Here is a 25,765-nt window from a genome sequence, read left to right as displayed (position 1 = left end):
GGGATAAATAGCAAAATTGAGAAGGGCTGATTCAAATTTTCTGTTACTTAAAGCCAGGTTCGTTCTGACTATTTGAATTAACCCTGCAGGAATGATTATATTGGCGAATATAAAGTCATTAAGGATAATATCATTAGGCTGCAATCTAAAAATAACGCTCTGGTGCTGGTCAGCAATCGGCTGAAAAGTTAAAAAACTAAAGTAATTGGTGTTACAGATACTTCTTATTTAATTAAGTGCGTAACTGGTCTACGGAATTTTGTTCTTTTTCTTTTAAATGGATTTTCATATGTTCCAGTAAACGGCGAACCTTTAATGGTTGGCTGTCACGGCGGGGCATAATCGCATAGCAATTAATCTCCGGTAATCGCCATTCAGGCAACACTTCCACTAAATCACCGCTGCGTAATTCACGTTCAACATTGACGAAGAAATTACGGATAATCCCCTTGCCGGCCAGCGCCAATTCTTTCATCGCCATGCCGTTATTGGTAAATAAACGCCCGGTCATGCGCAACCGGTGCTCATCGCCATTCGCGTGGTTCAGCCGAACAAACTGCGGGTTTCCCAACGGGGTGAAGGTGACCCATTGATGACGGGTTAAGGCCTGTGGAGACTCCGGCACACCGTGGTCGGCAAGGTAGGCTGGGGAGGCGCACAACACTTCGCGAAAGCGCGCCAGGCGGGTGGAGACGTAGCTGGAGTCGGCCAGCACGCCGCCGCGGATCGCCAGATCTATCCGTTGGCCTATCAGATCGATTTTCTCGTCATGGATTTCCAGCCGCAGCGTGATGCGCGGGTGTTCATCCAGAAAGCTTTGCAACGCCGGCACCAGATAATGGGTGGCGAATTCCGTGGAGGTGGCGACGCGCAGTTCACCTGCCAGTTCGCCGCGCAGCGCGGCAATACGCTGTTGACCCCGCTCGGCGGCATGGATCATCAGCACGCAATCCTCATAAAAACATTGTCCGGCCTCTGTCAGGCTCAGTGAGCGAGTAGAGCGCAAAAGTAATTGAATGCCCAGTTCGTTTTCCAGCTGGCGGATATGCTGGCTGACGGCTGAGGTGGTAATGCCTAATTCTTTGGCTGCCATGCTGAACGCGCCGCAATCGACAACTTTAGAAAAAATAGCCATGCGTTTTAGAATATTACTCATAGTTTGTTAAGTTCAACTTAACCAAGATTGCAAATTATAAGGGCTAATAATATAGCATTATCTCTTCTATATTGCCTGAAGCAGATAAACGCACGGTGAGACTTATTGCCTGCACGTCATTCCTCTTTTTGATAAGTCTTATTGCGTTTGCGAATAAAAATCTTATGCCACATCTGAACAGGAGTTAATTGTGGATATTGCCTATATTGAAACCGTGTCATTAAAAATTCTCCATGAGTTATTACAATATCGGCGTCGCTTTCCCGGCCTTGAAACCTCAAATACTGAGGAGGAACGGGTCGTTTCTCAGGTGCAATTGCCGCGTATCCGGGCATTCATTGCAAACAATCAGCGCATCGAATTTGTGCTGCCGGCCTTCCCGACAAAATCACCCAATACCAATAAAGTGATCGGCGCGGTGCCCGACATGGCGGAACGGCTATCGTTGATATTCCTAAATTCTCTGTGTCAGCGCATCCAGCTTTATTACCCGCCGGGAGCGCATATCGTGATCTGCTCTGATGGTCATGTGTTCGGTGATTTGATCCGCGTCAGCGACGATGCCATCAACCATTATCAGCGCGAAATTGAAAACCTGTTGAACGAGGTGGGGGCGACGCACCTGAGCGTGTTCAACCTGGGTGACGTCGAAGGGCTGGCGGAACATACCGACGACTACGACCTGTTGCGTCAACTGCTGGTCGACGGCTACGCCGAACCGGAGGAGGCAATCAAGCAGCAACTGATGCAGGACGAGCAGGGATTGCAGCTGTATCGCGCCATTACCCGTTTTCTGTATGAAGACAGCCAGTTGCCGGGTTACAGCGGCTCCAATGCGGCGTTGCAGAAAGACGCCAAACAGCGCGCCTGCGGCGTAATACAGCGCAGCTGGGCATGGGGCAACCTGCTGGCCCAACATTTCCCGGCGGCGATACGCCTGTCTATCCACCCGCAACCCGCTGACAGCCTGAAAATGGGCATCCATATGATGCCGACCAAAGACGACTGGCTGACGCCGTGGCACGGCGTGGCGGCAAACGTCAACGGCCAGTTCGTGCTGATGAAGCGCAAAGACGCGCAGCAACTGGCGGGTGAACTGGTGGCGATCCGCGGCACGCCAAGCCATTACCTGATCGAACAGCCTCAGGTGGCGTAACACGCCACGTTGCGCCCGCAGCGTTGGCGGGCGTGTTTTTAACGGCACTGTTGCCGTGTGAGCAGCAAATTCGCTTCAAGGAGAGTCACTGATGGACAATCAACAACTGAACTGCCGCATTGAACTGAATACCCCGTTTGGCGCAGTGCTGACCCCGAAATATCCCGGACAGCCAATCAGCGAGCTACCGGTAGCGGCGCTGCGGGCGCTGGCGCAAAGGCACCATCTGCTGGTGCTGCGCGGTTTCGATTCCGGCTTTACCGATCCTCAGGTGTTGACCCGCTATGCCGGCGGTTGGGGAGAGATCATGATGTGGCCGTTCGGCGCTGTGCTGGACGTGAAGGAGCATCCGGACGCCAAAGATCACATTTTCGACAGCAGCTACGTCCCGTTGCACTGGGACGGCATGTACAAACCGACCATTCCCGAGTTTCAGCTATTCCACTGCGTGGCGGCACCGTCGCAGGATGAGGGCGGGCGCACCACCTTTGTCGATACTACGCGGCTGCTGGCCAATGCCGATGAGTCGCTGTTGGCGCAATGGCTGAAGGTGTCTATTTCTTATCGGATCAAGCAAGTGGTTCACTATGGCGGCGAGGTCTGTTCGCCGCTGGTGGTGACGCATCCGAGCGGCAGCGGGGTGATCATGCGTTACAACGAACCGCCGACGGAGGGCAAGAAGTTCCTTAATCAGCATGCGCTTGAATATCATGGCGTGCCGCAAGAAGAGCAGGACACTTTCCATCAGACTCTGCAACAGCATCTCTACGATCCGCGCCACTATTACGCCCACCAGTGGCAGCAGGGCGATGTGGTGGTAGCGGATAACTTCTCGCTGTTGCACGGACGCGAAGGTTTCACCGCCCGCTCCGCCCGTCATCTGCAGCGCGTGCATATTCAGAGCAACCCGGTGTGCGCCAACCTGGCGCTGAAGCCGGCCAACGCAGAGGCTTAACAAGACATTATGGCAAGGATACTGATGGCGGCCGTCGCCACTCCAGGGCACGTTTATCCGATGCTGGGGATTGCCCGCTACCTGATTGCACAGGGCCACCGGGTGCGGCTGATGACCGGTGCGCTGTTCCGCGAACGCGCCGAAGCGGTGGGCGCGCAGTTTGTGCCTTTCGATGCGCAGGTGGATTTCGATTATCGCTACCTGGAACAGCATTTTCCCGAACGCGCCGCGCTACCACCGGGCAATGTACAGATGGCGCTGGCGCTGAAAGATTTCTTCGCCGCGCCGATCCCGTTGCTGGATCGGCAACTGAGGGCGGCGATAGCCGCCGAGGCGACCGATCTGCTGATGGTGGAAAACTGCTTCTACGGAGTATTGCCGCTGTTGCAGGTAACCGACCGCCTGCCGGTGATCGGCATTGGCGTGACGCCGTTGTCGTTCTCGTCCGAAGATTCCATCTTTTACGGGCCGCGCATTCCCCCGGCGCTGTTGCCGCGCGAACTGCAACGTGAACAATTGGTGGACGAAGCCACGCGTGTCTTGATCGATGAGGTACAGCAGAGCTTCAACGTCGCGATGGCGCAATCCGGCGGCGGGCCGCTGCAACAGCCGTTCACGGATGCGTTGATAGGCGGCTGCGATCGCTTTTTGCAACTGGCTACCCCGGCGCTGGAGTATCCGCGTGACGATCTGCCGGCAGGCGTGCGATTTATCGGCCCGTTGCGCGGTGCGGCGGCGGCACAGCAAGGCGCAGGCGAGTGGGATGAAACGGATCCTCGCCCGTTGGTGATCGTGACGCAGGGTACGTTGGCGAATGTCGATCTGCACCAGCTGATTGTTCCGACGCTAAAAGCGCTGGCCGGGTTACCGGTGCGGGTGCTGGCGACCACCGGCGGCCGCCCGGTTGATGAGGTGTTGGCGCAACTGCCGGACAACGCCAGAGTACGGGAGTTTATCTCTTTCGAACACTGGCTGCCGCAGGCGGCGCTGTTGATCACCAACGGCGGTTATGGTTCGATCAATTACGCGTTGGATCATGCTGTGCCCTTGATTGTTGCCGGGACCGGTGAGGATAAGCTCGAGGCGGCTTCTCGGGTGGTGGCCGCGGGCTGCGGGATTAACCTGCATACCAGCGAGCCGGATGAGGCGCAACTGCGGCAGGCTGTGCAGCAAATCCTGTCGCAGCCGGTTTATCGGCAACGCGCGGCGCTGGTTCAGGCCGACTATGCCCGCCATGATGCATTGGCGGCGATTGCCGAAGAGGTGGCAGCCTTAACCGGCTGAAAGCCGTCATCGAGTTCCTCAAGGCGCCCTTTGCGGCGCCTTTTTTATGCAGGTTTCTCTCATCAAATTTGCATGATTATGTACAATTAAAAAATGGGCTTTATTTGACCGGTTGTTAACCCATTGACAACATTACTGATGAAAAGCGGGAGATATCATAATTTTCTAATTATGAAATGAATCTTCTGGCGGTGATCCTATGGGGCAGTTACCCTAAACCTATAGCCTATGGAGTAGGCGTCTAATCAAGAAGAGAGCAAGCATGACTGATTCACAAATCCGCATTGCGATTGCGGGTTCCGGCGGCCGCATGGGGCGCCAATTGATCCAGGCGGTACATCAGGCGCAGGGCGTGGTGTTGGGGGCTGCGGTGTCGCGTCCGGGTTCAAGTCTGATCGGCACCGATGCCGGCGAACTGGCGGGCGTGGGCACGCTGGGCGTGACCGTCAGCGACAGCCTGGAAAAGGTGGTCGATGACTTCGATATTCTGATCGACTTCACCCGCCCGGAAAGCACGCTGGCGTACCTGGCTTTCTGCGTCGAACATCGCAAGGCGATGGTGATCGGCACCACCGGTTTTGACGATGCGGGCAAAGAGGCCATCCGCGCCGCCGCGCAGCAGATTGGCATCGTGTTCGCCGCCAACTTCAGCGTGGGCGTCAACCTGGTGCTGAAACTGTTGGAAAAAGCCGCTCAGGTGATGGGCGACTACACCGACATTGAAATTATTGAAGCGCACCACCGCCATAAAGTGGATGCCCCTTCGGGCACAGCGTTGGCGATGGGCGAGGCGATTGCCGGCGCGCTGGGGCGTGACCTGAAAGAATGCGCCGTCTACGCGCGTGAAGGTTATACCGGCGAACGCGATCCCAAGAGCATAGGCTTCGCCACCATCCGTGCCGGCGATATCGTCGGGGAGCATACCGCCATGTTTGCCGACATCGGTGAGCGGGTGGAAATCACCCATAAAGCCTCCAGTCGCATGACTTTTGCCGCTGGCGCGGTTCGGGCGGCATCTTGGTTGCATAGCCACGATAAAGGTCTGTTTGATATGCGGGACGTGCTCGGATTGGACCAGTTATAATCTATTTGAATACCATCGTGATGTGGTTGTATTGATCATAAAGCTATGATTAACGGACAATAATTTTATTGTCCTTTTTTTTAACATTAAAAATGAATGCTTTATCCATTTTTTATTGCTTGATTATTATTTCTTGTTGTTTTCTTGCGTTTTATGGCGAGTAATTTCCCTGATAGATACTTTTCACCCGATAACAGACCTTTGGAAAGGTGATTTTTTGTCATTCTTCCTCGCAACCGTTTACCCACCCGAGTTTAGCTGTGTTTTTATGGCTGCTGACCCTATTAAACGTTGAGAAGTGCAAAAATAAGAGAAAAAATGGCGCTTTGGGTAGACAAGTGGAGCACTCATCATTAAAATGCGCCCAATTTGCCAAAAATTGGCCTTGAGGGCGGTTTTTGCATTGATTTAGATCGCGATATCTGAATTAATATGCAGATATTGTGATTGATTATTCCTCGGAGGGTGTTTTGATTAAGTCAGCGCTATTGGTTCTGGAAGACGGAACCCAATTCCACGGTCGGGCCATCGGGGCAGAGGGTACGGCAGTGGGGGAAGTGGTCTTCAATACGTCGATGACCGGCTATCAAGAAATCCTCACTGATCCTTCCTACTCTCGCCAGATCGTTACTCTTACTTATCCTCATATCGGCAATGTCGGCACCAATGCTTCCGACGAAGAATCCTCCGCGGTACACGCCCAAGGCCTTGTCATTCGTGATCTCCCTTTGATTGCCAGCAACTACCGCAGCGAAGAAGGCCTGTCAGAATATCTGAAGCGTCATAACATCGTGGCGATTGCCGATATCGATACCCGCAAGCTGACCCGCCTGTTGCGCGAAAAAGGCGCACAGAACGGCTGCATCATCGCCGCCGATTCACCGGACGCCGCGCTGGCGCTGGCCAAGGCGCAGGGTTTCCCGGGCTTGAAAGGCATGGACCTGGCGAAAGAAGTGACCACCAAAGAAGCTTACAGCTGGCAGCAGGGTAGCTGGACGCTTGAAGGCGACCTGCCGGAAGCCAAGCCGGCCTCCGAGCTGCCGTTCCACGTGGTGGCTTACGACTACGGCGCCAAGCGCAACATTCTGCGCATGTTGGTGGATCGCGGTTGCCGCCTGACGGTAGTGCCGGCGCAGACCCCGGCAGATGAAGTATTGAAGATGAATCCGGACGGCATTTTCCTGTCCAACGGCCCGGGCGACCCGGAGCCTTGCGATTACGCCATCACCGCCATCAAACAGTTCCTGGAAACCGACATTCCGGTGTTCGGCATCTGCCTCGGCCACCAGTTGCTGGCGCTGGCCAGCGGTGCGAAAACCGTGAAGATGAAGCTGGGCCACCACGGCGGTAACCACCCGGTGAAAGATCTGGATAACGACTGCGTGATGATCACTGCACAGAACCACGGGTTTGCGGTTGACGAAAATAACCTGCCGGCCGAACTGCGCGTAACGCACAAATCACTGTTTGACCACACGGTGCAGGGCATTCACCGCACCGACAAAGCGGCGTTCAGCTTCCAGGGCCACCCGGAAGCCAGCCCAGGCCCGCACGACGCCGCGCCGCTGTTCGACCACTTTATCGAACTGATCGAGACTTACCGTTCTAACGCCAAATAATCAGGAGCAGTAAAAAAATGCCAAAACGTACAGACATAAAAAGCATCCTGATCCTCGGCGCTGGCCCGATTGTCATCGGCCAGGCGTGTGAGTTCGACTATTCGGGTGCCCAGGCGTGTAAAGCGCTGCGCGAAGAGGGTTACCGGGTCATTCTGGTGAACTCCAACCCGGCCACCATCATGACCGACCCGGAAATGGCCGATGCGACCTACATCGAGCCGATCCACTGGGAAGTGGTGCGTAAAATCATCGAAAAAGAGCGCCCGGATGCGGTATTGCCGACCATGGGGGGCCAGACCGCGCTGAACTGTGCGCTGGAGCTGGAGCGTCAGGGCGTGCTGGCCGAGTTCGGCGTGACCATGATTGGCGCCACGGCCGACGCTATCGATAAAGCCGAAGACCGCCGCCGTTTCGACGTGGCGATGAAGAAAATCGGCCTGGATACTGCGCGTTCCGGCATCGCGCATAATATGGAAGAAGCGCTGGCGGTTGCCGCTGACGTTGGCTTCCCGTGCATCATCCGCCCTTCCTTTACCATGGGCGGCACCGGTGGCGGCATCGCTTATAACCGCGAAGAGTTCGAAGAGATCTGCGAGCGCGGCCTGGATCTGTCGCCAACCAAAGAGCTGTTGATCGACGAATCGCTGATCGGCTGGAAAGAGTACGAGATGGAGGTGGTGCGCGATAAGAACGATAACTGCATCATCGTCTGCTCTATCGAAAACTTCGACGCCATGGGCATCCATACCGGTGACTCCATCACCGTGGCTCCGGCGCAAACGCTGACCGACAAAGAATACCAAATCATGCGTAACGCCTCGATGGCGGTGCTGCGTGAAATCGGCGTGGAAACCGGCGGTTCCAACGTGCAGTTCTCGGTTAACCCGAAAAACGGTCGCCTGATCGTCATCGAAATGAACCCGCGCGTGTCCCGTTCTTCGGCGCTGGCGTCAAAAGCCACCGGCTTCCCGATTGCCAAAATCGCCGCCAAGCTGGCGGTGGGTTACACCCTCGACGAACTGATGAACGACATCACCGGCGGCCGCACTCCGGCGTCCTTTGAGCCGTCCATCGACTACGTGGTTACCAAAATTCCTCGCTTTAACTTCGAGAAATTTGCCGGCGCTAACGACCGCCTGACCACCCAAATGAAATCCGTCGGCGAAGTGATGGCGATTGGCCGCACTCAACAAGAGTCGCTGCAGAAAGCGCTGCGCGGTCTGGAAGTGGGCGCCACCGGCTTCGACCCGAAAGTGAACCTGGACGATCCGGAAGCGCTGACCAAAATCCGTCGCGAACTGAAAGATGCCGGTTGCGACCGTATCTGGTACATCGCGGACGCGTTCCGTGCCGGCATGTCGGTTGACGGCGTGTTTAACCTGACCAACGTTGACCGCTGGTTCCTGGTGCAGATTGAAGAGCTGGTGCGTCTGGAAGAGCAGGTTGCGGAATCCGGCATCAACGGCCTGACCCAGGAATTCCTGCGTACCCTGAAGCGTAAAGGTTTCGCCGATGCGCGCCTGGCCACGCTGGCCGGCGTAGCCGAGAGCGAAATCCGCAAGCTGCGCCACGGCTATGGCCTGCACCCGGTTTACAAGCGTGTGGATACCTGTGCGGCGGAATTCGCCACCGACACCGCCTACATGTACTCCACTTATGAAGAAGAGTGCGAGTCCAACCCGACCAATGACCGTCCGAAAGTGATGGTGCTGGGTGGCGGTCCGAACCGTATCGGCCAAGGCATCGAGTTCGACTATTGCTGCGTGCACGCCTCGCTGGCGCTGCGCGAAGACGGTTACGAAACCATTATGGTCAACTGTAACCCGGAAACCGTCTCTACCGACTACGACACGTCCGACCGCCTGTATTTCGAGCCGGTTACGCTGGAAGACGTGCTGGAAATCGTACGCATCGAGAAACCGAAAGGCGTGATCGTGCAGTACGGCGGCCAGACTCCACTGAAGCTGGCGCGTGAGCTGGAAGCGGCAGGCGTGCCGATTATCGGTACCAGCCCGGATGCGATTGACCGTGCCGAAGACCGTGAGCGTTTCCAGCAGGCGGTACACCGCCTGGGCCTGAAACAGCCGGCCAATGCCACCGTTGCCACCATCGAACAGGCGGTAGAGAAAGCGGCCGGTATCGGTTACCCGCTGGTGGTACGTCCTTCCTACGTACTGGGCGGCCGTGCGATGGAAATCGTCTACGACGAGATCGACCTGCGCCGTTACTTCCAGAACGCCGTCAGCGTCTCCAACGACGCGCCAGTGCTGCTGGACCGCTTCCTGGATGATGCGGTAGAAGTGGACGTCGATGCCATTTGCGACGGTGAGCGCGTGCTGATTGGCGGCATCATGGAACATATCGAACAGGCTGGCGTGCACTCAGGGGATTCCGCCTGTTCACTGCCTGCTTACACCCTGAGCAAAGAAATTCAGGATGTGATGCGCCAGCAGGTCGAGAAACTGGCGTTCGAGCTGCAGGTGCGCGGTCTGATGAACGTACAGTTCGCGGTGAAGAACAATGAAGTCTACCTGATTGAAGTCAACCCGCGTGCCGCACGTACCGTGCCGTTCGTTTCCAAAGCCACCGGCGTGCCGCTGGCCAAGGTAGCCGCACGGGTCATGGCGGGCAAGACGCTGGCCGAGCAGGGCGTAACGGAAGAAGTTATCCCGCCTTACTACTCAGTGAAAGAAGTGGTGCTGCCGTTCAACAAGTTCCCTGGCGTCGACCCGATTCTGGGGCCGGAAATGCGTTCTACCGGGGAAGTGATGGGCGTGGGTCGCACCTTCGCGGAAGCCTTCTCCAAGGCGATGCTCGGCAGCCAGTCAGGCATGAAGAAACAAGGCCGTGCGCTGCTGTCGGTGCGTGAAGGCGATAAAGCCCGCGTGGTGGATCTGGCGGCAAGCCTGCTGAAACAGGGCTTCGAGCTGGACGCGACCCACGGCACCGCGGTAGTGCTGGGCGAGGCGGGCATTAACCCGCGTCTGGTCAACAAGGTGCATGAAGGCCGTCCGCACATTCAGGACCGTATCAAGAATGGCGAGTACACCTACATTGTGAACACCACGGCCGGTCGCCAGGCGATTGAGGACTCCAAGCTGATTCGCCGCAGCGCGCTGCAGTACAAGGTGCATTACGACACCACCCTGAACGGCGGCTTTGCCACCGCGATGGCGCTGAAAGCGGATCCGACCGAGCAAGTTACCTCAGTGCAGGAGCTGCATGCTCGCATCACCAAGTAATTCAGTGATGCCGTAATGCCAAAGGGCGCTGCATATGCAGCGCCCTTATTTTTTTATCTTGTTCAGCAAATTTGTTGCCTTGAATTAGAAATTTCCGCTATCAATCATTCAGCAAAATGTCACGCTGTGTGATTGGTATATGCTTGATAAATTGGCAAGGGACAAAGGAACGACGACAACAATGATTCTGATTATTTACGCTCACCCGTATCCCCGGCATTCGCATGCCAATCACCGTCTGCTGCAGGCGGTAAAAGACATTCCGGACGTGGAAGTACGCGCGCTCTATGAGCTGTATCCTGACTTCAACATCGATATCAACGCCGAGCAACGTGCGCTGGAGCGTGCCGATATGGTGGTGTTTCAGCATCCCATGCAGTGGTACAGCCTGCCGCCGCTGCTGAAACTGTGGATCGACAAAGTGCTGGAGCACGGCTGGGCTTACGGCCATGACGGCGATGCGCTGGTGGGCAAAGATTGCCTGTGGGCGGTCACCAGCGGCGGGGACGAGCATCATTTCGAACTGGGCGATTACCCAAATTTCGCCGCGCTGGGGCAGCCGCTGCAGGCGACTGCGCTCTACTGCGGCATGAACTGGCAACCCTACTTTGCCGTGCATAATACCTTTACCTGTAACGAACCGGCGCTGATTGCCGCCGGCGAGGCCTACCGCCAGCGTTTGGTAGAGTATCTGATGGAACACAGTGAGCCTGCGGATCAGGGAGTCGGCCATGGATAATCACAAGATGATGATCGAGGGGCTGATCTATCTGGGGTCGGCCGCGCTGTTCGTACCTATTGCAGTGCGTCTCGGACTGGGCTCGGTGCTCGGCTACCTGATCGCCGGCTGCATTATCGGCCCCTGGGGGCTGAAGCTGGTCTCCGACGCAGAGTCTATTTTGACCTTTGCCGAGATTGGCGTGGTACTGATGTTGTTCATCATCGGGCTGGAGCTGGATCCTAAACGGCTGTGGACGCTGCGCGCCTCGGTGTTTGGCGGGGGCAGTATCCAGATGGTGGGGTGTGGGCTGGCGCTGAGCGCGTTCTGTTATTTCCTCGGGCTGGACTGGAAGGTGGCGTTGCTGATTGGCCTGACGCTGGCGCTGTCTTCAACGGCCATCGCCATGCAGGCGATGAGCGAGCGTAACCTGATGCCGGCACCGATTGGCCGCAGCTCGTTCGCGGCGCTGTTGTTCCAGGATATTGCGGCGATCCCGCTGGTGGCGATGATCCCCTTGTTGGCCAGCAGCGGCGCGACCACCACACTGGGCGCGTTCGCGCTGTCGGCGGCGAAGGTGGTGGGCGCGTTGGCGATCGTGGTGCTGCTTGGGCGCTATGTCACCCGTCCGTTGCTGCACTTTGTCGCTCGTTCGGGCATGCGTGAAGTGTTCAGTGCCGTAGCGCTGTTCCTGGTGTTCGGTTTTGGCATCCTGCTGGAAATGGCCGGGCTGTCGATGGCGATGGGCGCTTTCCTTGCCGGGGTGCTGCTGGCGAGTTCGGAATATCGTCATGCGCTGGAAAGCGACATTCAACCCTTCAAGGGTCTGTTGCTTGGGCTGTTCTTTATCGGTGTCGGGATGTCGATCGACTTCGGCACCCTGTTCCATCATCCGTTGCTGATTGCCTCGCTATTGCTGGGTTTTATGCTGATCAAGGCGGCGTTGCTGTGGCTGATTGGGCCGTGGCTGGGCGTGCCAAAACGCCAGCGCGGCATGTTTGCCATTTTGCTGGGGCAGGGCAGTGAGTTTGCCTTCGTGATCTTCGGCGCCGCACAGCTGGCCGGCGTGTTACCACCGGACTGGGCCAAATCGCTGACGCTGGCGGTGGCTCTGTCGATGGCGGCGACGCCGCTGTTACTGGTGGTGGCCGCAAGGCTGGAGAAAAATGCGCCGAAGGACGAACGCCCGGCGGATGTGATTGATGAAGAAAACGCCAGCGTGATCATTGCCGGTTTCGGCCGTTTCGGCCAGATTGCCGGCCGTTTGCTGTTGGCCAACGGCGTCCACACCGTGGTGTTGGATCACGATCCTGACCACATTGAAACGCTGCGAAAATTCGGCACTAAAGTGTTTTACGGCGACGCAACCCGTGCCGATCTGCTGGAGGCGGCGGGTGCTGCGCATGCCAAAGTACTGATTAACGCCATCGACGATGTGGAAGCCAACCTGCAACTGACCGAACTGGCCAAACGGCACTTCCCGCACCTGAAAATTGTGGCGCGTGCGCGCGATGTCGATCACTGGTATCAGTTGCGGCAGTTAGGGGTGGAAAGCCCGGAACGCGAAACCTTCGAAAGTTCGCTGCGCATTGGCCGTGAGACACTGGAGTTACTGGGGCTGGACGCCTACGAGGCGCGGGAAAAGGCAGATACCTTCCGCCGCTACAACCTGAAGATGCTGGAAAACACGCTGGAGAATTACCAGGATACCGAGTTCCGCATCGCCAGCCTGCAGCGCGCTAAGGAAATGCTCAGTGCGGCCATTGAGCAGGATCAAAACCGGCTGGCTCAGGTACCGCAAACCGGTTGGCGCGGCAGTATTGACGGCAAGGCACCGGAAGACGAAGTGGTGGAAGCCAAAGGCTAACCATGGTGATCTTTACCCAAAATGCCTGGTGCTGCAGCTAGGCGGCAAGTACGTGAATCCCCGGGAGCTTGGTGAATCAAGTGACCGGGGTAAATGTACGCAGCCAACAAAGCTGCGGTGACAGGTATGACGGGTAAATCAGCTCAACGCAACCTTGATGCCCAGCGCGATCAGCATGCCGCCCAGCAGCTTGTCGACCACCTTCTGCGTTTTCTCCAATCCGCGACGTACCGGCCCGCTTTGGAACAAGAACACCAGTACCGGCCACCAGACGGCGGACAGGCCCAGGATAATCCCCGCATACCACAGTTTTTCGCTCAACCCGGAGTCGATCTGCAGCACCTGAGTGAAGACCGCCAGGAAGAACAGCGTGGCTTTGGGATTGAGCAGATTGCACAGATAACCTTGCACAAAAGCGCTTTTCAGGCTCACCTGCTGCTGCGGCAGGTGGCTGACGTTCATCTTGCTGCCCCCGCGCGACAGCAGCGCCTGAATGCCCACCCAGATCAGGTAGACCGCACCGGCATATTTCAGCACGTTGAACAGCCACGGCGTAGTGGTGATCACCACCGCCAACCCGGCAACGCAGTAAGACATGTGGGTCGCGACGCCGCAGATCACCCCGAGGGCGGTCATCATGGCTGCGGGGCGCGGATAGCGAGCGGCATTCTTGATCACCAAGAAAAAGTCCGGGCCGGGTGACAGCATGCCCAGGGCGACAATACCGGCGACGAACAGCGAAGTTTCAAGCATGGTTTTGAGTCTCTGCACAAAAGGCGTAATTGCGCTGATAATAACGCTGCTTCTCCTGATTAGCATCAACCCATTGAGACCCCGTTAGGCAATATGATGAACTTTTATTCAGGGCACACCACGGGACATTATGAATCAAACCACAACGACCGATATGCCGGAGCCGCACCGGCAACAGCGTGAAATCACCCGCCTGTGCATTCAATGCGCCTTGTTGCTGTTGCAGCATGGCGCTGAAAGCATGGTGGTGGAACAGTTATCGACCCGGCTGGGAATAGCGCTGGGCATGGACAGCGTGGAAAGCTCCATTTCGGCCAATGCGGTGGTGCTGACGACCATCAGCCATGGCGAATGCCTGACCACCACGCGCAAGAACATCGATCGGGGCATCAATATGCAGATGGTGACCGAGGTACAGCATATCGTCATTCTGGCGGAGCACCGGCTGGCGGATGCGCGCGATGTTGCCCGGCGTTTCGAGAAAATTCGTCCGCTGCGCTACCCGCGTTGGCTGGTGGTGGTGATGGTGGGGCTGTCGTGTGGCTGTTTCAGCATGCTCAACGGCGGCGGCGGTGATGCGTTCATGGTCACCTTTATCGCCAGCGGTGTGGCGATGCTGGTACGCCAGATGCTCACTGCCCGCCATATGAATCCGCTGATCAACTTTTGTCTGACGGCGTTTGTCGCTACTTCGGTTTCCGGCCTGTTGCTGCGGTTACCCGCGTTCAGCGACACCTCCAGCGTGGCGATGGCCGCCAGCGTGCTGCTGCTGGTGCCGGGATTCCCGCTGATCAACGCGGTGGCGGACATGTTTAAAGGCCATGTGAATACCGGATTGGCGCGCTGGGCTATGGCCAGTCTGCTGACTTTGGCTACCTGTATCGGCGTGGTGATGGCGATGTCGCTGTGGGATTTGCGGGGGTGGTCATGAGCCTGTTGTGGGCCTTGTTGCTGGAAATGCTGCTGGCGGCGGTGCCGGCGCTGGGTTTCGCCATGGTGTTCAACGTGCCGCTGCGCGCGCTGCGCTATTGCGCCCTGCTCGGCGCAGTGGGCCGGGGTTCACGCATGTTGATGATACACGCCGGCATGAATATCGAGTGGGCGTCGCTGCTGGCGGCGATTTTGATCGGCATCATCGGCATCTATTGGTCGCGCTGGTTGTTGGCGCACCCGAAGGTCTTTACCGTAGCGGCGGTGATCCCGATGTTCCCCGGCATTTCCGCCTATACCGCGATGATCACGGTGGTGGAGATTTCGCATCTGGGCTATAGCGAAGCCTTGATGGAAACCATGGTCACCAATTTTCTCAAGGCCAGTTTCATCGTCGGCGCGCTATCGATAGGGCTGTCATTGCCGGGGTTGTGGCTGTATCGAAAACGTCCAGGGGTATGAAACCTGGCAGCCGTAAACGCTGGTTATTAGATATACTGATAAGAGCTATCTTATATATTCATCTTGCTTGATTAGCCTATCGACGACGGATAGGCCTTTACGTATAGTGTGAGCAATTTTGCTGCCTACACAGGGTTTAACAATGATTATCAGCCTGATCGCTGCCTTGGCGGCGGATCGCGTTATTGGTATGGAAAACGCCATGCCGTGGCATTTGCCGGCGGACTTAGCGTGGTTTAAACGTAACACGCTGAATAAACCGGTCATTATGGGCCGTAAAACGTTCGAGTCCATTGGTCGCCCGCTGCCGGGCCGCCATAACATCGTTTTAAGCAGCCGTCCCGGCAGTGAAACCGGGGTGACCTGGGCTACGTCTTTGGACGAGGCGCTGGCCGCGGCCGGTGATGTGGAAGAAGTCATGGTCATGGGCGGTGGGCATATCTATACCCAGTTCCTGGCGCGTGCTGACCGTATGTATCTGACGCATATCGACGCCGAAGTCGGTGGCGACACCCATTTCCCGGACTATGAGCCGGACGAATGGGAAACTTCGTTCAGCGAATTCCACGATGCTGACGAGCTGAACTCTCACAGCTACTGCTTTGAGATTTTAGAACGCCGTTGATTTTCGGGCGTTAGCTACCTCCTCCCAAAGGGCACAAGAGATTGTGCCCTTTGTCGTTTTTGCGCCGCTTAGTTGTAACATTTTCGTCACACTTCCTGATTAGTATGAAGCTCAACTTCGAGCGCCCGGCAACTCTGGTGAATCTTGATCGCGGCGCCATTTAAAAAGGAAGCAGACACATGACGAGCAAAATTGAGCAACTAGACGCCGACCGCCTGACCGATCCCACCCGTCGTAAACTGCTGCTCGGCAGCGCAGGCGCTGTTGGCCTGGCGGGATTCCTTGGCGGCGGCATCTGGACGGTTTCCGCCGAGGCGCTGGCCGAGGATTTGCCGCCGAACAAGCTGTTGGGCTTTAAAGGCATTGCAGCCTCCACCGCCGACGAAGTGGTGATTGCGCCGGGGTATCGCGCCGAGGTGTTGATCTCCTGGGGGGAGCCGCTGGTGGAGGGCGCCGCCGCATTTGACGCCCAGGGCAACAACAGCGCCGCCGATCAGGAGAAGCAGTTTGGCGACAACAATGACGGCATGAGCTTCTTCCCGATTGATGACAATCACGGTGTGATGGCCATCAACAACGAATACGTGAATGAGCAGTACCTGTTCGCCCACGGCGGCAGCAAGGCCACCAGCCTGGAGGACGTACGTAAATCCCAGGCGGCGCATGGCGTTTCCATTGTGGCGGTGAAGCGCGCCGGCGATAGCCAACGCTGGGAGGTGGAGCGCCCTTCGCGCTACAACCGCCGTATCACCGCCAACACCGAAATGCAGTTCAGCGGCCCGGCCGCCGGTCATCCGCTGCTGCAAACCGCGGCCGATCCCACCGGACGCAAAGTATTGGGTACTTTCGGCAACTGCGCTAACGGCAAAACGCCCTGGGGCACCTACCTGACCTGCGAAGAGAATTTCGATACCTATTTCGGCACCCACCAGGCCGACTATCAAACTACGGCAGAACAGAAGCGCTATACGCTGAAGGTCAGCGAACCTGAGCGCAACTGGCCGGACTATGATGAGCGCTTTGACGTGGCGAAGAACCCGAACGAATTCAACCGCCACGGCTGGATCGTTGAAATCGACCCGATGAACCCTACGTCAACGCCAATCAAACACACTGCGCTGGGTCGCTTCAAGCATGAAAATGCCGCGGTGACCGTCGCTAAAGATGGGCGTCTGGTGGTCTATATGGGTGACGACGAGCGTGGCGAGCATATCTACAAGTACGTCTCTAAAGGCCTGGTTGACATCGCCAATCCGGCCAATAACCGCAGCTTGCTGGATGAAGGCACGCTGTATGTGGCGCAGTTTGACGGTGACGCCGGCGGTACGCCGCTGAAAGGGACTGGGCGCTGGATTGCGCTGGAATTCGGCAAAAACGGCCTGACGCCGGAAAACGGCTTCCGTGATGAGGCGGAAGTGTTGATCTTCGCACGCAAGGCAGCGGCGCAGGTGGGGGCAACCAAAATGGATCGCCCTGAATGGATCGCCGTGAACCCGCATGACGGGCGCGCTTATTGCACGCTGACCAATAACAGCAAGCGCGGTGAAGAAGGCATGCCGCTGAACGCCGCCAATCCGCGACCGAACAATGTTTACGGCCAGATTATCCGCTGGGATGAGGGCGGCGACGCCACCGCAGCCGCTTTTACCTGGGATATTTATGCGCTGTGCGGCAACCCGATCGCGCATCCGGAAGGGGTCAATCGCGGTACGCCGAACATCACCGCAGATAATACCTTTAACAGCCCTGACGGGCTGGGTTTTGATAAGGCTGGGCGCCTGTGGATCCTCACCGACGGCAAGTACAGTAACAAGGGCGATTATGCCGGGCAGGGGAATAACCAAATGCTGGTGGGGGACCCGCTGAGCGGTGAAATCCGCCGCTTTATGGTTGGGCCTAAATCGTGCGAGCTGACCGGCATCACCTTCACGCCGGATTACAAGACGATGTTCGTCAACGTGCAGCATCCGGGGGAAGAAGGCGACTCCCATTTCCCGAACAACAGCCCGCGTCCGCGTTCGTCAGTCTTGATGATTACGCGTGAGGATGGCGGGGTGATTGGCGCTTAAGCTTAAACGGAAAAGGCCGGGGCGGCGTCGAACCGCCCCGGTTTTATTATGACGCTGCCAGCGTATTCGCGTTGTCGAGTATATCGCGGCGGTTCGAAGGTTGAGTGAAGTACTGTTGGTCTTCCCAGCGCAACATGGTCAGATCGCCTCCCCAGCAACAGCCGGTATCGAGGCCGACAATGCCTTCTGGCGTGCCCTTACCTTCCAGCGACGCCCAATGACCAAAGATAATGGTGTATTCAGGATCCACTAAACGCGGCAATTCAAACCAGGGCTTCAGCGGCGCAGGGGCGGTGCCCGGCGCATCTTTGCAGATCATGTCGAGCTGGCCATTCGGGAAACAGTAGCGCATGCGCGTCAGGGCATTGGTACTGAAACGCAGGCGCGCCAACCCACTCAGTTCCGGGGCCCAGTTGTTCGGCATATCGCCGTACATGGCATCCAGGAACAACGGATAGCTGTCGCTGCTCAGTACCGCTTCTACTTCGCGGGCGCACAGTTGGGCGGTTTCAATATCCCACTGCGGCGTGATGCCGGCATGCGCCATCACCAGTTTGAGTTCCTCATCCACCTGCAGCACCGGCTGGCGGCGCAGCCAGTTGATCAGCTCATCGGCATCCGGGGCTTCCAGCAGCGGGGTAATGCGGTCTTTGGGTTTGTTGCGGCTAATACCGGCATAGACGGCCAGCAGATGCAGATCGTGGTTGCCCAACACCATGCGTACCGCAGGGCCAAGCGAACGCACGTAGCGCAACACGTCCAGCGAGCCGGGGCCGCGGGCGACAAGATCGCCGGTCAGCCACAGTCGGTCGCTTTGAGGATCGAAAGCCACCTGGGCCAATAGCGATTGAAGTTCATCAAAACAACCATGAACGTCGCCGATAAGATATGTCGACATAGTTAGTGAATCAGCGTTGGGATAGCTAAGCGGAACACGGGAATGGCAGTGCGGAATGGCTGACCCTGATGATCAACCATCTCGTAATGGCCTTCCATGGTACCCAACGGCGTTTCAAGAACCGCGCCGCTGGTGTATTGGAATTCACCGCCGGGCGGGATGAGCGGCTGTTCGCCGACCACGCCTTCGCCCTGAACTTCGGTTTGGCGGCCATTGGCGTTGGTGATTAGCCAATAACGGCCGAGCAGTTGCACGTTGAAACGCCCCAGGTTGCGGATGGTGATGGTATAAGCGAAGACGTAACGTTCTTCTTCAGGTATCGACTGTGATTCCACGTAGATACTTTGTACCTGAATACATACACGGGGCGAATCAATCATGACCACTACTCCTTATTGCTGCGGCGTGGGGTTGGCTGAAAGCCAGTTAGCCAGCTTACAGTATTGCGCCACAGAAATATTCTCTGCTCTTAACGTCGGATCGACACCTAATTCCGTCAACTGCTCTGGGGTGAACAGATCGCCCAGGCTGTTGCGAACGGTTTTCCGGCGTTGGTTGAATGCCTGAGTGGTAATGCGGCTAAGCATACGCACATCACCCACCGGATTTGGGTTCACCTGGTGCGGCACCAGACGTACCACGGCGGAATCCACTTTCGGCGCCGGCGTGAACGAGGTGGGTGGCACTTCCAGCACCGGAATCACGTTGCAGTAGTACTGCGCCATCACGGTCAAACGCCCGTAGGCTTTGCTGTTCGGGCCTGCAACCAGGCGGTTGACCACCTCTTTTTGCAACATAAAGTGCATGTCGCGAATGGCCTGAGTATAGCTGAAAAGGTGGAACATCAGCGGCGTCGAAATGTTGTACGGCAGGTTGCCAAACACGCGCAGCGGTTGGCCGGCCTGCTCGGCCATCTCGGCGAAATTCACCGTCATGGCATCTTGCTGGTGAATGGTCAGTTTGTCTTTCAGCTGCGGGTGGTTTGCCAGGCGGGCCGCCAGATCGCGGTCCAGCTCAATCACCGTCATGCGGTCCATGCGTGCGCCTACCGGCTCGGTCAGTGCGCCCAGGCCGGGGCCTATTTCAACCACCGCTTCACCCGGCATCGGGTGAATGGCGGAGACAATGCTATCGATGACAAACTGATCGGTTAAAAAGTTCTGTCCAAAGCGTTTGCGGGCAAAGTGCCCTTGGTGGACTTTATTATTCATTACAATTAATTATCATTTTAATGGCGAGATTCAAGGCCGTTTTGAAACTGCCCGCATCGGCGGTGCCGGTGCCTGCAAGTTCTAAAGCGGTACCGTGGTCGACCGAGGTACGGATAAAAGGCAAACCGAGGGTAATATTTACCGCCCGGCCGAACCCTTGGTATTTTAGCACCGGCAGACCCTGATCGTGATACATCGCCAGCACAGCATCGGCATGTTGCAGATACTTGGGCTGGAACAGGGTGTCCGCCGGTAGCGGGCCGATAAGATGAATACCTTCAGCCCGCAGCGCATCGAGCGCCGGGATGATGGTATCAATCTCTTCGCGCCCCATGTGGCCGCCTTCCCCGGCGTGCGGGTTCAGCCCGCAGACATAAATCTGCGGCTGGGCGATGCCAAATTTGGTTTTCAGATCCTGGTCGAGTATGCGGATGACTTCGAACAGGCTTTGACGAGTGATGGCGCCCGGCACCGCCAATAACGGCAGGTGAGTGGTCGCCAGCGCTACGCGCAGTTCTTCGGTTGCCAGCATCATCACTACGCGATCGCAACCGCTGCGATCGGCAAAGAATTCGGTATGGCCGATAAAGGGCACGCCAGCGTCGTTGATCACGCCTTTGTTCACCGGGCCGGTAATCAGCGCGGCGAACTCGCCGTTCAGGCAACCATCGCAGGCGCGTGCCAGGGTTTCCACCACATAGGCGCTGTTGCCCACGTTCAGCTCGCCCGCGACCACCGGCTGGGCGGTGGCGACCGGCAGCACCGTCAGGGTACCCGCGCGCTGCGGCTGGGCGGGGTGGCCCGCCTGATAGTCGCGAAGCTGCAACGGCAGGTTCAACTGCCGGGCGCGCTCAAGCAACAAGGCCGGATCCGCGCACACCACCAGTTCAACAGGCCAATCCTGTTGCGCCAGCGCTGCCACTAAATCCGGCCCAACCCCGGCAGGCTCGCCGGGGGTGATGACTATGCGATTATTGTTGTGCATTACCGTCGAGGATCTTCACGTAAGCCTGTGCACGTTGTTCCTGCATCCAGGTCTGCGCTTCTTCAGCAAACTTGCGATTGAACAGCATGCGGTAAGCGCGATCTTTCTGCGCGGCGTCGGTTTTGTCCACCTGGCGGGTATCCAGCAACTGAATCAGGTGCCAACCGAAGGAGGAGTGCACCGGTTTGCTGACTTCGCCTTTGCTTAGCTTCATCAACGCATCGCGGAAGGCCGGATCGTAAATGTCCGGAGAAGCCCAGCCCAGATCGCCGCCCTGCAACGCAGAACCCGGATCCTGAGACAGCTGTTTGGCTTCGTCAGCAAACTTGGCGTTACCGCTCTTGATGGCTTCGGCTACTGCCTGAAGCTTGGCGCGAGCCTGATCGTCGGTCAGCACCACAGAAGGTTTCAGCAGAATGTGGCGTGCATGAACCTCGGTGACGGACACGGACTGGTTGGCACCGCGGATATCATTCACTTTCAGAATGTGGAAACCGACACCGGAGCGGATCGGGCCGACCACGTCGCCTTTTTTGGCGGTAGCCAGTCTTTCGGCAAACAGGGTAGGGATTTCCTGCAGCTTGCCCCAGCCCATGTTGCCGCCTTTCAGCGCCTGTGAGTCGGCAGAATAAGAGATCGCCAGTTTGCCGAAATCGGCGCCGCCGTTGATTTCACCCATCAGCTTTTTGGCCAGGGCTTCCGCTTCGTCAACCTGCTGCTGCGACGGGTTTTCCGGCAACGGGATCAGGATATGGCTGATGTTCATCTCAGTATCGCTGCCGTTCTGGGCACCAACCTGTTTTGCCAGTGCGTCGACTTCCTGAGGCAGGATAGTGACGCGACGGCGCACTTCGTTGTTGCGCACTTCAGAAATCAGCATTTCCTTGCGGATCTGGGAACGATAGGTGTTGTAGTTCAGCCCTTCGTACGCCAGGCGGCTGCGCATCTGGTCGATGCTCATTTTGTTCTGTGCGGCGATATTGCCGATGGCTTTGTCCAGATCGGCGTCGGAAACGGCGATCCCCATTTTCTTGGCCATCTGCAGCTGGATGTTATCCATAATCAGACGTTCGAGGATCTGGTGACGCAGCGTAGCGTCATCCGGCAATTGCTGGCCGGCCTGTTGCGCGTTGAGCTTCACCGACTGCAACAGACTGTTAACGTCGCTCTCAAGCACTACGCCGTTATCCACGACGGCGGCGACTTTATCCACTTCTTGGGGTGCTGCGAACGCGGTATTGGCGCAAACCACCAATCCGAGAATAAGCGTTCTCCAGTTCTTCATACATTTCCCATTCTGTAATCCGCAAATGCGGGTGAAAGTTGTCGTTTTCAAAGTGTTACAAAGTATCAAAACGCACGCTGGTAAGGCAGAATGCCGGAACGCAGCATTTCCGCGGAGCCCAGGCTGTGATCGCTGCTCAGGCCACGCAGTTCGATATTGAATGAAACTTTGTTGTCATAAACGCTGCTTTGGTTGCTGTTGTTCCAGTCGGTGATCTTGCGTTCATAGCCCAGAGTCACCGCCCAGCAGCAGGTGTTGTACTTCAGACCGAGCAACTGATCGGCGGACTGTTGCGCGCGGGTGTCGTAGTAATAAGCGCCCACGATTGACCAGCGATCGACAATCGGCCAACTGCCGGTTACGCCCACCTGAGAGATCCCGTCCTGATAGGCTGGAACCTGCCGGGTGTTCAGCGCCGTCTGGATATATTCCGGCGTTGCGTAGCGGTAGTTCAACTGCAGAACGCGTTCAGCGTCCTGGCGGTACTCCAGCACGCCGTTGCCCAATGAAATGCTGTTCAGGCGCGTATCATACTGCAGCCCGCCACGCAGTCCCCAACGATCGTCAATCTTCCAATAGGTATCGCCAGCCCAAGCCAGGCTGCCGGTATTATCGTTGTTGTCGTAGTTCGTCGTCTGGTCGCCGGTACGCGAACGGCTGAAGTAGTAGATTTGACCCACGGAAGCGTTAAAACGTTCAACCAGCGCGTCATCATAAATTCGCGTGGTTAAACCGGTGGATACACGGTTCTGCGAGGCGATGCGATCCAGGCCGCTATATGTCCGGTCGCGGAACAGGCCGGAGTAGTCGGTCTGCAGCAGCGTGGTGTCGTAGGTGTAGATGTTGCTTTGGTCGCGATAAGGCACGTACAGGTACTGGAAGCGCGGTTCGAGGGTCTGGGTAGCGCCTTCTGTCCAGATCATCGGGCGCTCGAACACCAGCTTGCCGTCGACCTTGAACTGCGGTAGCACACGGTTGACCGAGTCTTGCAGGTCTGGCGCGTCGTTGCCGGTACGGCTCTTGTAGTTGTTGGCAAAGCCGTCAGGAATATCCTGCTGATAATGGGTGGCCAGCAGTTTGGCTTCGGTGTTCAGGCTGGCCCAACCGTTGGTCAACGGCAGATTGAGCGTCGGCTCCAGGTGCAAACGGGTCGCATCCGGGCTGTAGGGGTTAACGCTGGTGAACTTGGCCGCCTGGCCGTAAATGCGTAAATCGAACGGACCGAGATCGTTTTTATAGTAGTTCAGGTCCAACTGCGGCTGAACCTTGTACGAATCCGATTGGCTGCGGTCGGTGTCGTCATAGATCTGGAACTGCTTGGAGCTTAAGGTGGCATCCCAGTTGTCGATGGCATAGCCGACGCTGAATTTCTGCGTTGCGTAACCGTCGGTGGTTGAGCCGTATTTCGAGTCCAGATCGGTAAAGTATTTGGAGTCGCTGACTTTGGTGTAGTCGACGTTGAAACGCCACACCTGATCCATCACGCCGTTGTGTTTCCAGAAGAACAACCAACGGGTGCTGTCGTCAGGGTTATCCTTGCTGTATTCCTTGTCGTCCGGCAACCAGTCGAACTCCATCAGGCCCAGGCCGGGTTGCACCAGATAGCGGAATTCGTTCTGCCACTGCAGGCCACGTTTGGACATGTAGTGCGGTGTGATGGTGGCGTCGAAGTTAGGTGCGATGTTCCAGTAATACGGCAACATGAACTCAAAGCCATTGCTGCTGCCGTATTTTGCATTCGGGATCAGGAAACCTGAACGGCGTTTATCGCCGACCGGCAATTGCAGGTACGGGCTGTAAAACACCGGTACGCCACCGATTTTGAAGCGGGCGTTCCAGACTTCGGCCACCTGCTCTTCGCGGTCGTGGATCACTTCTGAACCGACGACGCTCCAGCTGTTGTCGCCAGGCAAACAAGAGGTGAAGGTACCGTTTTCCAGAATGGTGTAACGGTTGGCGCCGCGCATCTTCATTTTATCGGCGTCGCCACGCCCCTGACGGCCTACCATTTGGTAGTCGCCTTCATAGACGTCGGTATCTTTGTTGTTCAGATTTGACCAGGCTTTCGGGCCTTTCAGCTTGATCTGATTGTCGCTGTAGTGCACGTCGCCAGTCGCAGTCACGGTGCGCACCGGTTCGGCCTGCCCCGGAGTTTGCGTCTGGTTCAGTTCCACTTGCTTGGCGGTCAGGGTGCTGTTGCCTTGTTCAATATTCACGTTGCCAGTGAACAGGGCGCTTTTCGGATAGTCTGCTTTAGAGTCATCCGCATTGATAGTGACAGGCAGGCTGTTCGGATCGCCGCTGACCAGCGGTTTGTCATAAACAGGGACGCCAAGCATGCATTGCTCGGCCAGATCAGCCAGCGCGTGCTGACTGTAGAGTGCCGTCCAAATCATTGTGGCCAGCAGTGTTGGGAAACTTTTTTTCATACGCGGTTTTGGTGTTCCGTCATCAGAGGCGTCATGTCCGGCAAACGGTCAGAGACTATATCACTCATCTGCGTTGCGCTAGTGTTAAATCCTGCCGTTTACTTGCGTCGTCGTTAGGCGCAAAGATAAATGACAGGTATGATAATCCAAATCCTGGGAAAAATCGCCTTAACCCTTATCTAAGACACAAGGGAGCCGGCGGCTTTCGGCATGATAATTGAGGAGTATATGCAGTATTGGGGAAAACTGCTCGGGGTCATCGTTGCCATTTGGGCTGGCGCGGGATTCTGGGGTGTAGTTTTGGGGCTGATTGTCGGTCATATGATCGACACTGCGCGCAGCAACAAGCGCAGCCGGGGCTTTTTCGCCGATCAGCAAACGCGGCAAACGCTGTTTTTCCGCACCACTTTTCAGGTGATGGGTCACCTGACCAAATCAAAAGGGCGCGTTACCGAGGCGGATATTCAGATCGCCAGCCTGTTTATGGATCGTCTGCAACTGCACGGGGAAGCCCGTACGGCGGCGCAGCAGGCGTTTCGCGAAGGCAAACAGAGCCAGTTCCCGCTGAGAGAGACGCTGCAGCAGTTCCGCAGCATCTGTTTCGGGCGTTTTGACCTGATTCGGATGTTTCTGGAAATTCAAATCCAGGCGGCGTTTGCCGACGGCTCGCTGCATCCGAACGAACGTCAGGTGCTGTATGTGATCGCTGAAGAACTGGGCATTTCACGCGCGCAGTTCGATCAGTTCCTCAGCATGATGGAAGGCGGGCGCCAGTTTGGCGGCGGACAACAGGGCGGCTATCAGCAAGCGCAACGCGGACCGACGCTGGAGGATGCCTGCAAAGTGCTGGGCGTCAGCAGCAGTGACGATGCCACCACCATCAAGCGCGCCTACCGCAAGCTGATGAGCGAACACCATCCGGATAAACTGGTAGCGAAAGGTTTACCGCCGGAAATGATGGAAATGGCCAAGCAGAAAGCGCAGGAGATTCAGGCGGCGTATGACCTGATCAAACGCGAGAAAGGCTTCAAATAAGA

General features: G+C 56.9%; 21 protein-coding genes. 13 read left to right on the top strand and 8 right to left on the bottom strand.

Annotation, left to right across the window (positions count from 1 at the left end; all coding sequences use genetic code 11):
- Positions 1-232: 232 nt before the first annotated feature.
- Positions 233-1,156 (bottom strand): LysR family transcriptional regulator, encoded by a 924-nt coding sequence (locus tag ACUTSW_RS15550; RefSeq protein ID WP_006323552.1) that lies wholly within the window; start codon positions 1,154-1,156, stop codon positions 233-235.
- A gap of 190 nt (positions 1,157-1,346) precedes the next feature.
- Between ACUTSW_RS15550 and pvcA the strand changes: the two genes are divergently transcribed.
- The 8 genes from pvcA to kefC all read left to right on the top strand — a co-directional run bounded on the left by pvcA (position 1,347) and on the right by kefC (position 13,081).
- A complete protein-coding gene (gene pvcA, locus ACUTSW_RS15545; RefSeq protein WP_445584810.1) occupies positions 1,347-2,312 on the top strand; it encodes an L-tyrosine isonitrile synthase in 966 nt (321 codons plus the stop codon).
- A gap of 91 nt (positions 2,313-2,403) precedes the next feature.
- The gene (locus tag ACUTSW_RS15540) at positions 2,404-3,267 is read left to right on the top strand and encodes a TauD/TfdA dioxygenase family protein (protein WP_445584809.1); all 864 of its coding nucleotides are present in this window, start codon (positions 2,404-2,406) and stop codon (positions 3,265-3,267) included.
- A gap of 24 nt (positions 3,268-3,291) precedes the next feature.
- The gene (locus ACUTSW_RS15535) at positions 3,292-4,551 is read left to right on the top strand and encodes a glycosyltransferase (protein WP_445584808.1); all 1,260 of its coding nucleotides are present in this window, start codon (positions 3,292-3,294) and stop codon (positions 4,549-4,551) included.
- Between the two features lie 262 nt (positions 4,552-4,813).
- Positions 4,814-5,635 carry a 4-hydroxy-tetrahydrodipicolinate reductase gene (dapB, locus tag ACUTSW_RS15530; protein ID WP_062869599.1) on the top strand — a complete coding sequence of 274 codons (822 nt, stop codon included), beginning with the start codon at positions 4,814-4,816 and terminating at the stop codon, positions 5,633-5,635.
- Positions 5,636-6,105: 470 nt separating this feature from the next.
- A complete protein-coding gene (carA, locus tag ACUTSW_RS15525) occupies positions 6,106-7,254 on the top strand; it encodes a glutamine-hydrolyzing carbamoyl-phosphate synthase small subunit (protein ID WP_004950050.1) in 1,149 nt (382 codons plus the stop codon).
- A gap of 17 nt (positions 7,255-7,271) precedes the next feature.
- Positions 7,272-10,496 carry a carbamoyl-phosphate synthase large subunit gene (gene carB, locus ACUTSW_RS15520; protein WP_004950052.1) on the top strand — a complete coding sequence of 1,075 codons (3,225 nt, stop codon included), beginning with the start codon at positions 7,272-7,274 and terminating at the stop codon, positions 10,494-10,496.
- Between the two features lie 181 nt (positions 10,497-10,677).
- On the top strand, positions 10,678-11,235 hold the full coding sequence (kefF, locus tag ACUTSW_RS15515; protein ID WP_311994043.1) for a glutathione-regulated potassium-efflux system oxidoreductase KefF: 558 nt from the start codon (positions 10,678-10,680) through the stop codon (positions 11,233-11,235).
- Complete coding sequence (gene kefC, locus ACUTSW_RS15510; RefSeq protein WP_445584807.1) at positions 11,228-13,081, top strand: glutathione-regulated potassium-efflux system protein KefC; 1,854 nt, start codon at positions 11,228-11,230, stop codon at positions 13,079-13,081. The genes kefF and kefC overlap by 8 nt, the downstream gene beginning before the upstream one ends.
- A 138-nt stretch (positions 13,082-13,219) precedes the next feature.
- Here kefC and ACUTSW_RS15505 read toward each other — a convergent pair whose 3' ends face one another.
- Complete coding sequence (locus ACUTSW_RS15505; RefSeq protein WP_062869602.1) at positions 13,220-13,834, bottom strand: LysE family translocator; 615 nt, start codon at positions 13,832-13,834, stop codon at positions 13,220-13,222.
- Positions 13,835-13,964: 130 nt separating this feature from the next.
- Between ACUTSW_RS15505 and ACUTSW_RS15500 the strand changes: the two genes are divergently transcribed.
- The 4 genes from ACUTSW_RS15500 to ACUTSW_RS15485 all read left to right on the top strand — a co-directional run bounded on the left by ACUTSW_RS15500 (position 13,965) and on the right by ACUTSW_RS15485 (position 17,920).
- Positions 13,965-14,765, top strand: a complete 801-nt coding sequence (locus ACUTSW_RS15500) for a threonine/serine exporter family protein (protein WP_445584806.1) — start codon at positions 13,965-13,967, stop codon at positions 14,763-14,765.
- Positions 14,762-15,226 (top strand): threonine/serine exporter, encoded by a 465-nt coding sequence (locus ACUTSW_RS15495; protein ID WP_004950063.1) that lies wholly within the window; start codon positions 14,762-14,764, stop codon positions 15,224-15,226. Before ACUTSW_RS15500 ends, ACUTSW_RS15495 begins: the two co-directional genes overlap by 4 nt.
- A 142-nt stretch (positions 15,227-15,368) precedes the next feature.
- Positions 15,369-15,851, top strand: a complete 483-nt coding sequence (gene folA, locus ACUTSW_RS15490; RefSeq protein WP_004950065.1) for a type 3 dihydrofolate reductase — start codon at positions 15,369-15,371, stop codon at positions 15,849-15,851.
- A gap of 179 nt (positions 15,852-16,030) precedes the next feature.
- Positions 16,031-17,920, top strand: a complete 1,890-nt coding sequence (locus ACUTSW_RS15485; protein ID WP_004950067.1) for a PhoX family protein — start codon at positions 16,031-16,033, stop codon at positions 17,918-17,920.
- A gap of 46 nt (positions 17,921-17,966) precedes the next feature.
- On the opposite strand, the gene apaH is transcribed toward ACUTSW_RS15485, so the two are convergent.
- From apaH to lptD, 6 genes are all read right to left on the bottom strand, one after another.
- On the bottom strand, positions 17,967-18,818 hold the full coding sequence (gene apaH / locus ACUTSW_RS15480; RefSeq protein ID WP_004950070.1) for a bis(5'-nucleosyl)-tetraphosphatase (symmetrical) ApaH: 852 nt from the start codon (positions 18,816-18,818) through the stop codon (positions 17,967-17,969).
- 2 nt (positions 18,819-18,820) lie between these two features.
- Positions 18,821-19,198 carry a Co2+/Mg2+ efflux protein ApaG gene (gene apaG / locus ACUTSW_RS15475; RefSeq protein ID WP_063198674.1) on the bottom strand — a complete coding sequence of 126 codons (378 nt, stop codon included), beginning with the start codon at positions 19,196-19,198 and terminating at the stop codon, positions 18,821-18,823.
- A gap of 12 nt (positions 19,199-19,210) precedes the next feature.
- Positions 19,211-20,029: a 16S rRNA (adenine(1518)-N(6)/adenine(1519)-N(6))-dimethyltransferase RsmA gene (rsmA, locus tag ACUTSW_RS15470; protein ID WP_004950073.1), complete on the bottom strand. Its 819-nt coding sequence runs from the start codon at positions 20,027-20,029 to the stop codon at positions 19,211-19,213.
- Positions 20,022-21,014 carry a 4-hydroxythreonine-4-phosphate dehydrogenase PdxA gene (pdxA, locus tag ACUTSW_RS15465; RefSeq protein ID WP_445584805.1) on the bottom strand — a complete coding sequence of 331 codons (993 nt, stop codon included), beginning with the start codon at positions 21,012-21,014 and terminating at the stop codon, positions 20,022-20,024. The genes rsmA and pdxA overlap by 8 nt, the downstream gene beginning before the upstream one ends.
- The gene (gene surA / locus ACUTSW_RS15460; RefSeq protein WP_445584804.1) at positions 21,001-22,299 is read right to left on the bottom strand and encodes a peptidylprolyl isomerase SurA; all 1,299 of its coding nucleotides are present in this window, start codon (positions 22,297-22,299) and stop codon (positions 21,001-21,003) included. Before surA ends, pdxA begins: the two co-directional genes overlap by 14 nt.
- A 65-nt stretch (positions 22,300-22,364) precedes the next feature.
- Positions 22,365-24,728, bottom strand: a complete 2,364-nt coding sequence (lptD, locus tag ACUTSW_RS15455) for an LPS assembly protein LptD (RefSeq protein ID WP_062869607.1) — start codon at positions 24,726-24,728, stop codon at positions 22,365-22,367.
- A 228-nt stretch (positions 24,729-24,956) separates the two neighbouring features.
- Between lptD and djlA the strand changes: the two genes are divergently transcribed.
- The gene (gene djlA, locus ACUTSW_RS15450) at positions 24,957-25,763 is read left to right on the top strand and encodes a co-chaperone DjlA (RefSeq protein ID WP_062869608.1); all 807 of its coding nucleotides are present in this window, start codon (positions 24,957-24,959) and stop codon (positions 25,761-25,763) included.
- The last annotated feature ends 2 nt before the right edge of the window (positions 25,764-25,765 follow it).

The sequence above is a fragment of the Serratia sp. TSA_198.1 genome, from assembly GCF_052686505.1.
The sequence above is the reverse complement of the archived record's forward strand: the minus strand, read 5'-3'. Positions and strand labels throughout refer to the sequence as shown.

What these genes read in the sequence shown, in the direction of transcription:
- ACUTSW_RS15505 (WP_062869602.1), bottom strand. Translation starts at nt 13,834, where the DNA reads ATGCTTGAAACTTCGCTGTTCGTCGCCGGTATTGTCGCCCTGGGCATG.
- ACUTSW_RS15495 (WP_004950063.1), top strand. Translation starts at nt 14,762, where the DNA reads ATGAGCCTGTTGTGGGCCTTGTTGCTGGAAATGCTGCTGGCGGCGGTG.
- kefF (WP_311994043.1), top strand. Translation starts at nt 10,678, where the DNA reads ATGATTCTGATTATTTACGCTCACCCGTATCCCCGGCATTCGCATGCC.
- apaG (WP_063198674.1), bottom strand. Translation starts at nt 19,198, where the DNA reads ATGATTGATTCGCCCCGTGTATGTATTCAGGTACAAAGTATCTACGTG.
- ACUTSW_RS15540 (WP_445584809.1), top strand. Translation starts at nt 2,404, where the DNA reads ATGGACAATCAACAACTGAACTGCCGCATTGAACTGAATACCCCGTTT.
- folA (WP_004950065.1), top strand. Translation starts at nt 15,369, where the DNA reads ATGATTATCAGCCTGATCGCTGCCTTGGCGGCGGATCGCGTTATTGGT.
- pdxA (WP_445584805.1), bottom strand. Translation starts at nt 21,014, where the DNA reads ATGCACAACAATAATCGCATAGTCATCACCCCCGGCGAGCCTGCCGGG.
- lptD (WP_062869607.1), bottom strand. Translation starts at nt 24,728, where the DNA reads ATGAAAAAAAGTTTCCCAACACTGCTGGCCACAATGATTTGGACGGCA.
- ACUTSW_RS15500 (WP_445584806.1), top strand. Translation starts at nt 13,965, where the DNA reads ATGAATCAAACCACAACGACCGATATGCCGGAGCCGCACCGGCAACAG.
- dapB (WP_062869599.1), top strand. Translation starts at nt 4,814, where the DNA reads ATGACTGATTCACAAATCCGCATTGCGATTGCGGGTTCCGGCGGCCGC.
- rsmA (WP_004950073.1), bottom strand. Translation starts at nt 20,029, where the DNA reads ATGAATAATAAAGTCCACCAAGGGCACTTTGCCCGCAAACGCTTTGGA.
- surA (WP_445584804.1), bottom strand. Translation starts at nt 22,299, where the DNA reads ATGAAGAACTGGAGAACGCTTATTCTCGGATTGGTGGTTTGCGCCAAT.
- ACUTSW_RS15550 (WP_006323552.1), bottom strand. Translation starts at nt 1,156, where the DNA reads ATGAGTAATATTCTAAAACGCATGGCTATTTTTTCTAAAGTTGTCGAT.
- djlA (WP_062869608.1), top strand. Translation starts at nt 24,957, where the DNA reads ATGCAGTATTGGGGAAAACTGCTCGGGGTCATCGTTGCCATTTGGGCT.
- ACUTSW_RS15535 (WP_445584808.1), top strand. Translation starts at nt 3,292, where the DNA reads ATGGCGGCCGTCGCCACTCCAGGGCACGTTTATCCGATGCTGGGGATT.
- apaH (WP_004950070.1), bottom strand. Translation starts at nt 18,818, where the DNA reads ATGTCGACATATCTTATCGGCGACGTTCATGGTTGTTTTGATGAACTT.
- ACUTSW_RS15485 (WP_004950067.1), top strand. Translation starts at nt 16,031, where the DNA reads ATGACGAGCAAAATTGAGCAACTAGACGCCGACCGCCTGACCGATCCC.
- kefC (WP_445584807.1), top strand. Translation starts at nt 11,228, where the DNA reads ATGGATAATCACAAGATGATGATCGAGGGGCTGATCTATCTGGGGTCG.
- carB (WP_004950052.1), top strand. Translation starts at nt 7,272, where the DNA reads ATGCCAAAACGTACAGACATAAAAAGCATCCTGATCCTCGGCGCTGGC.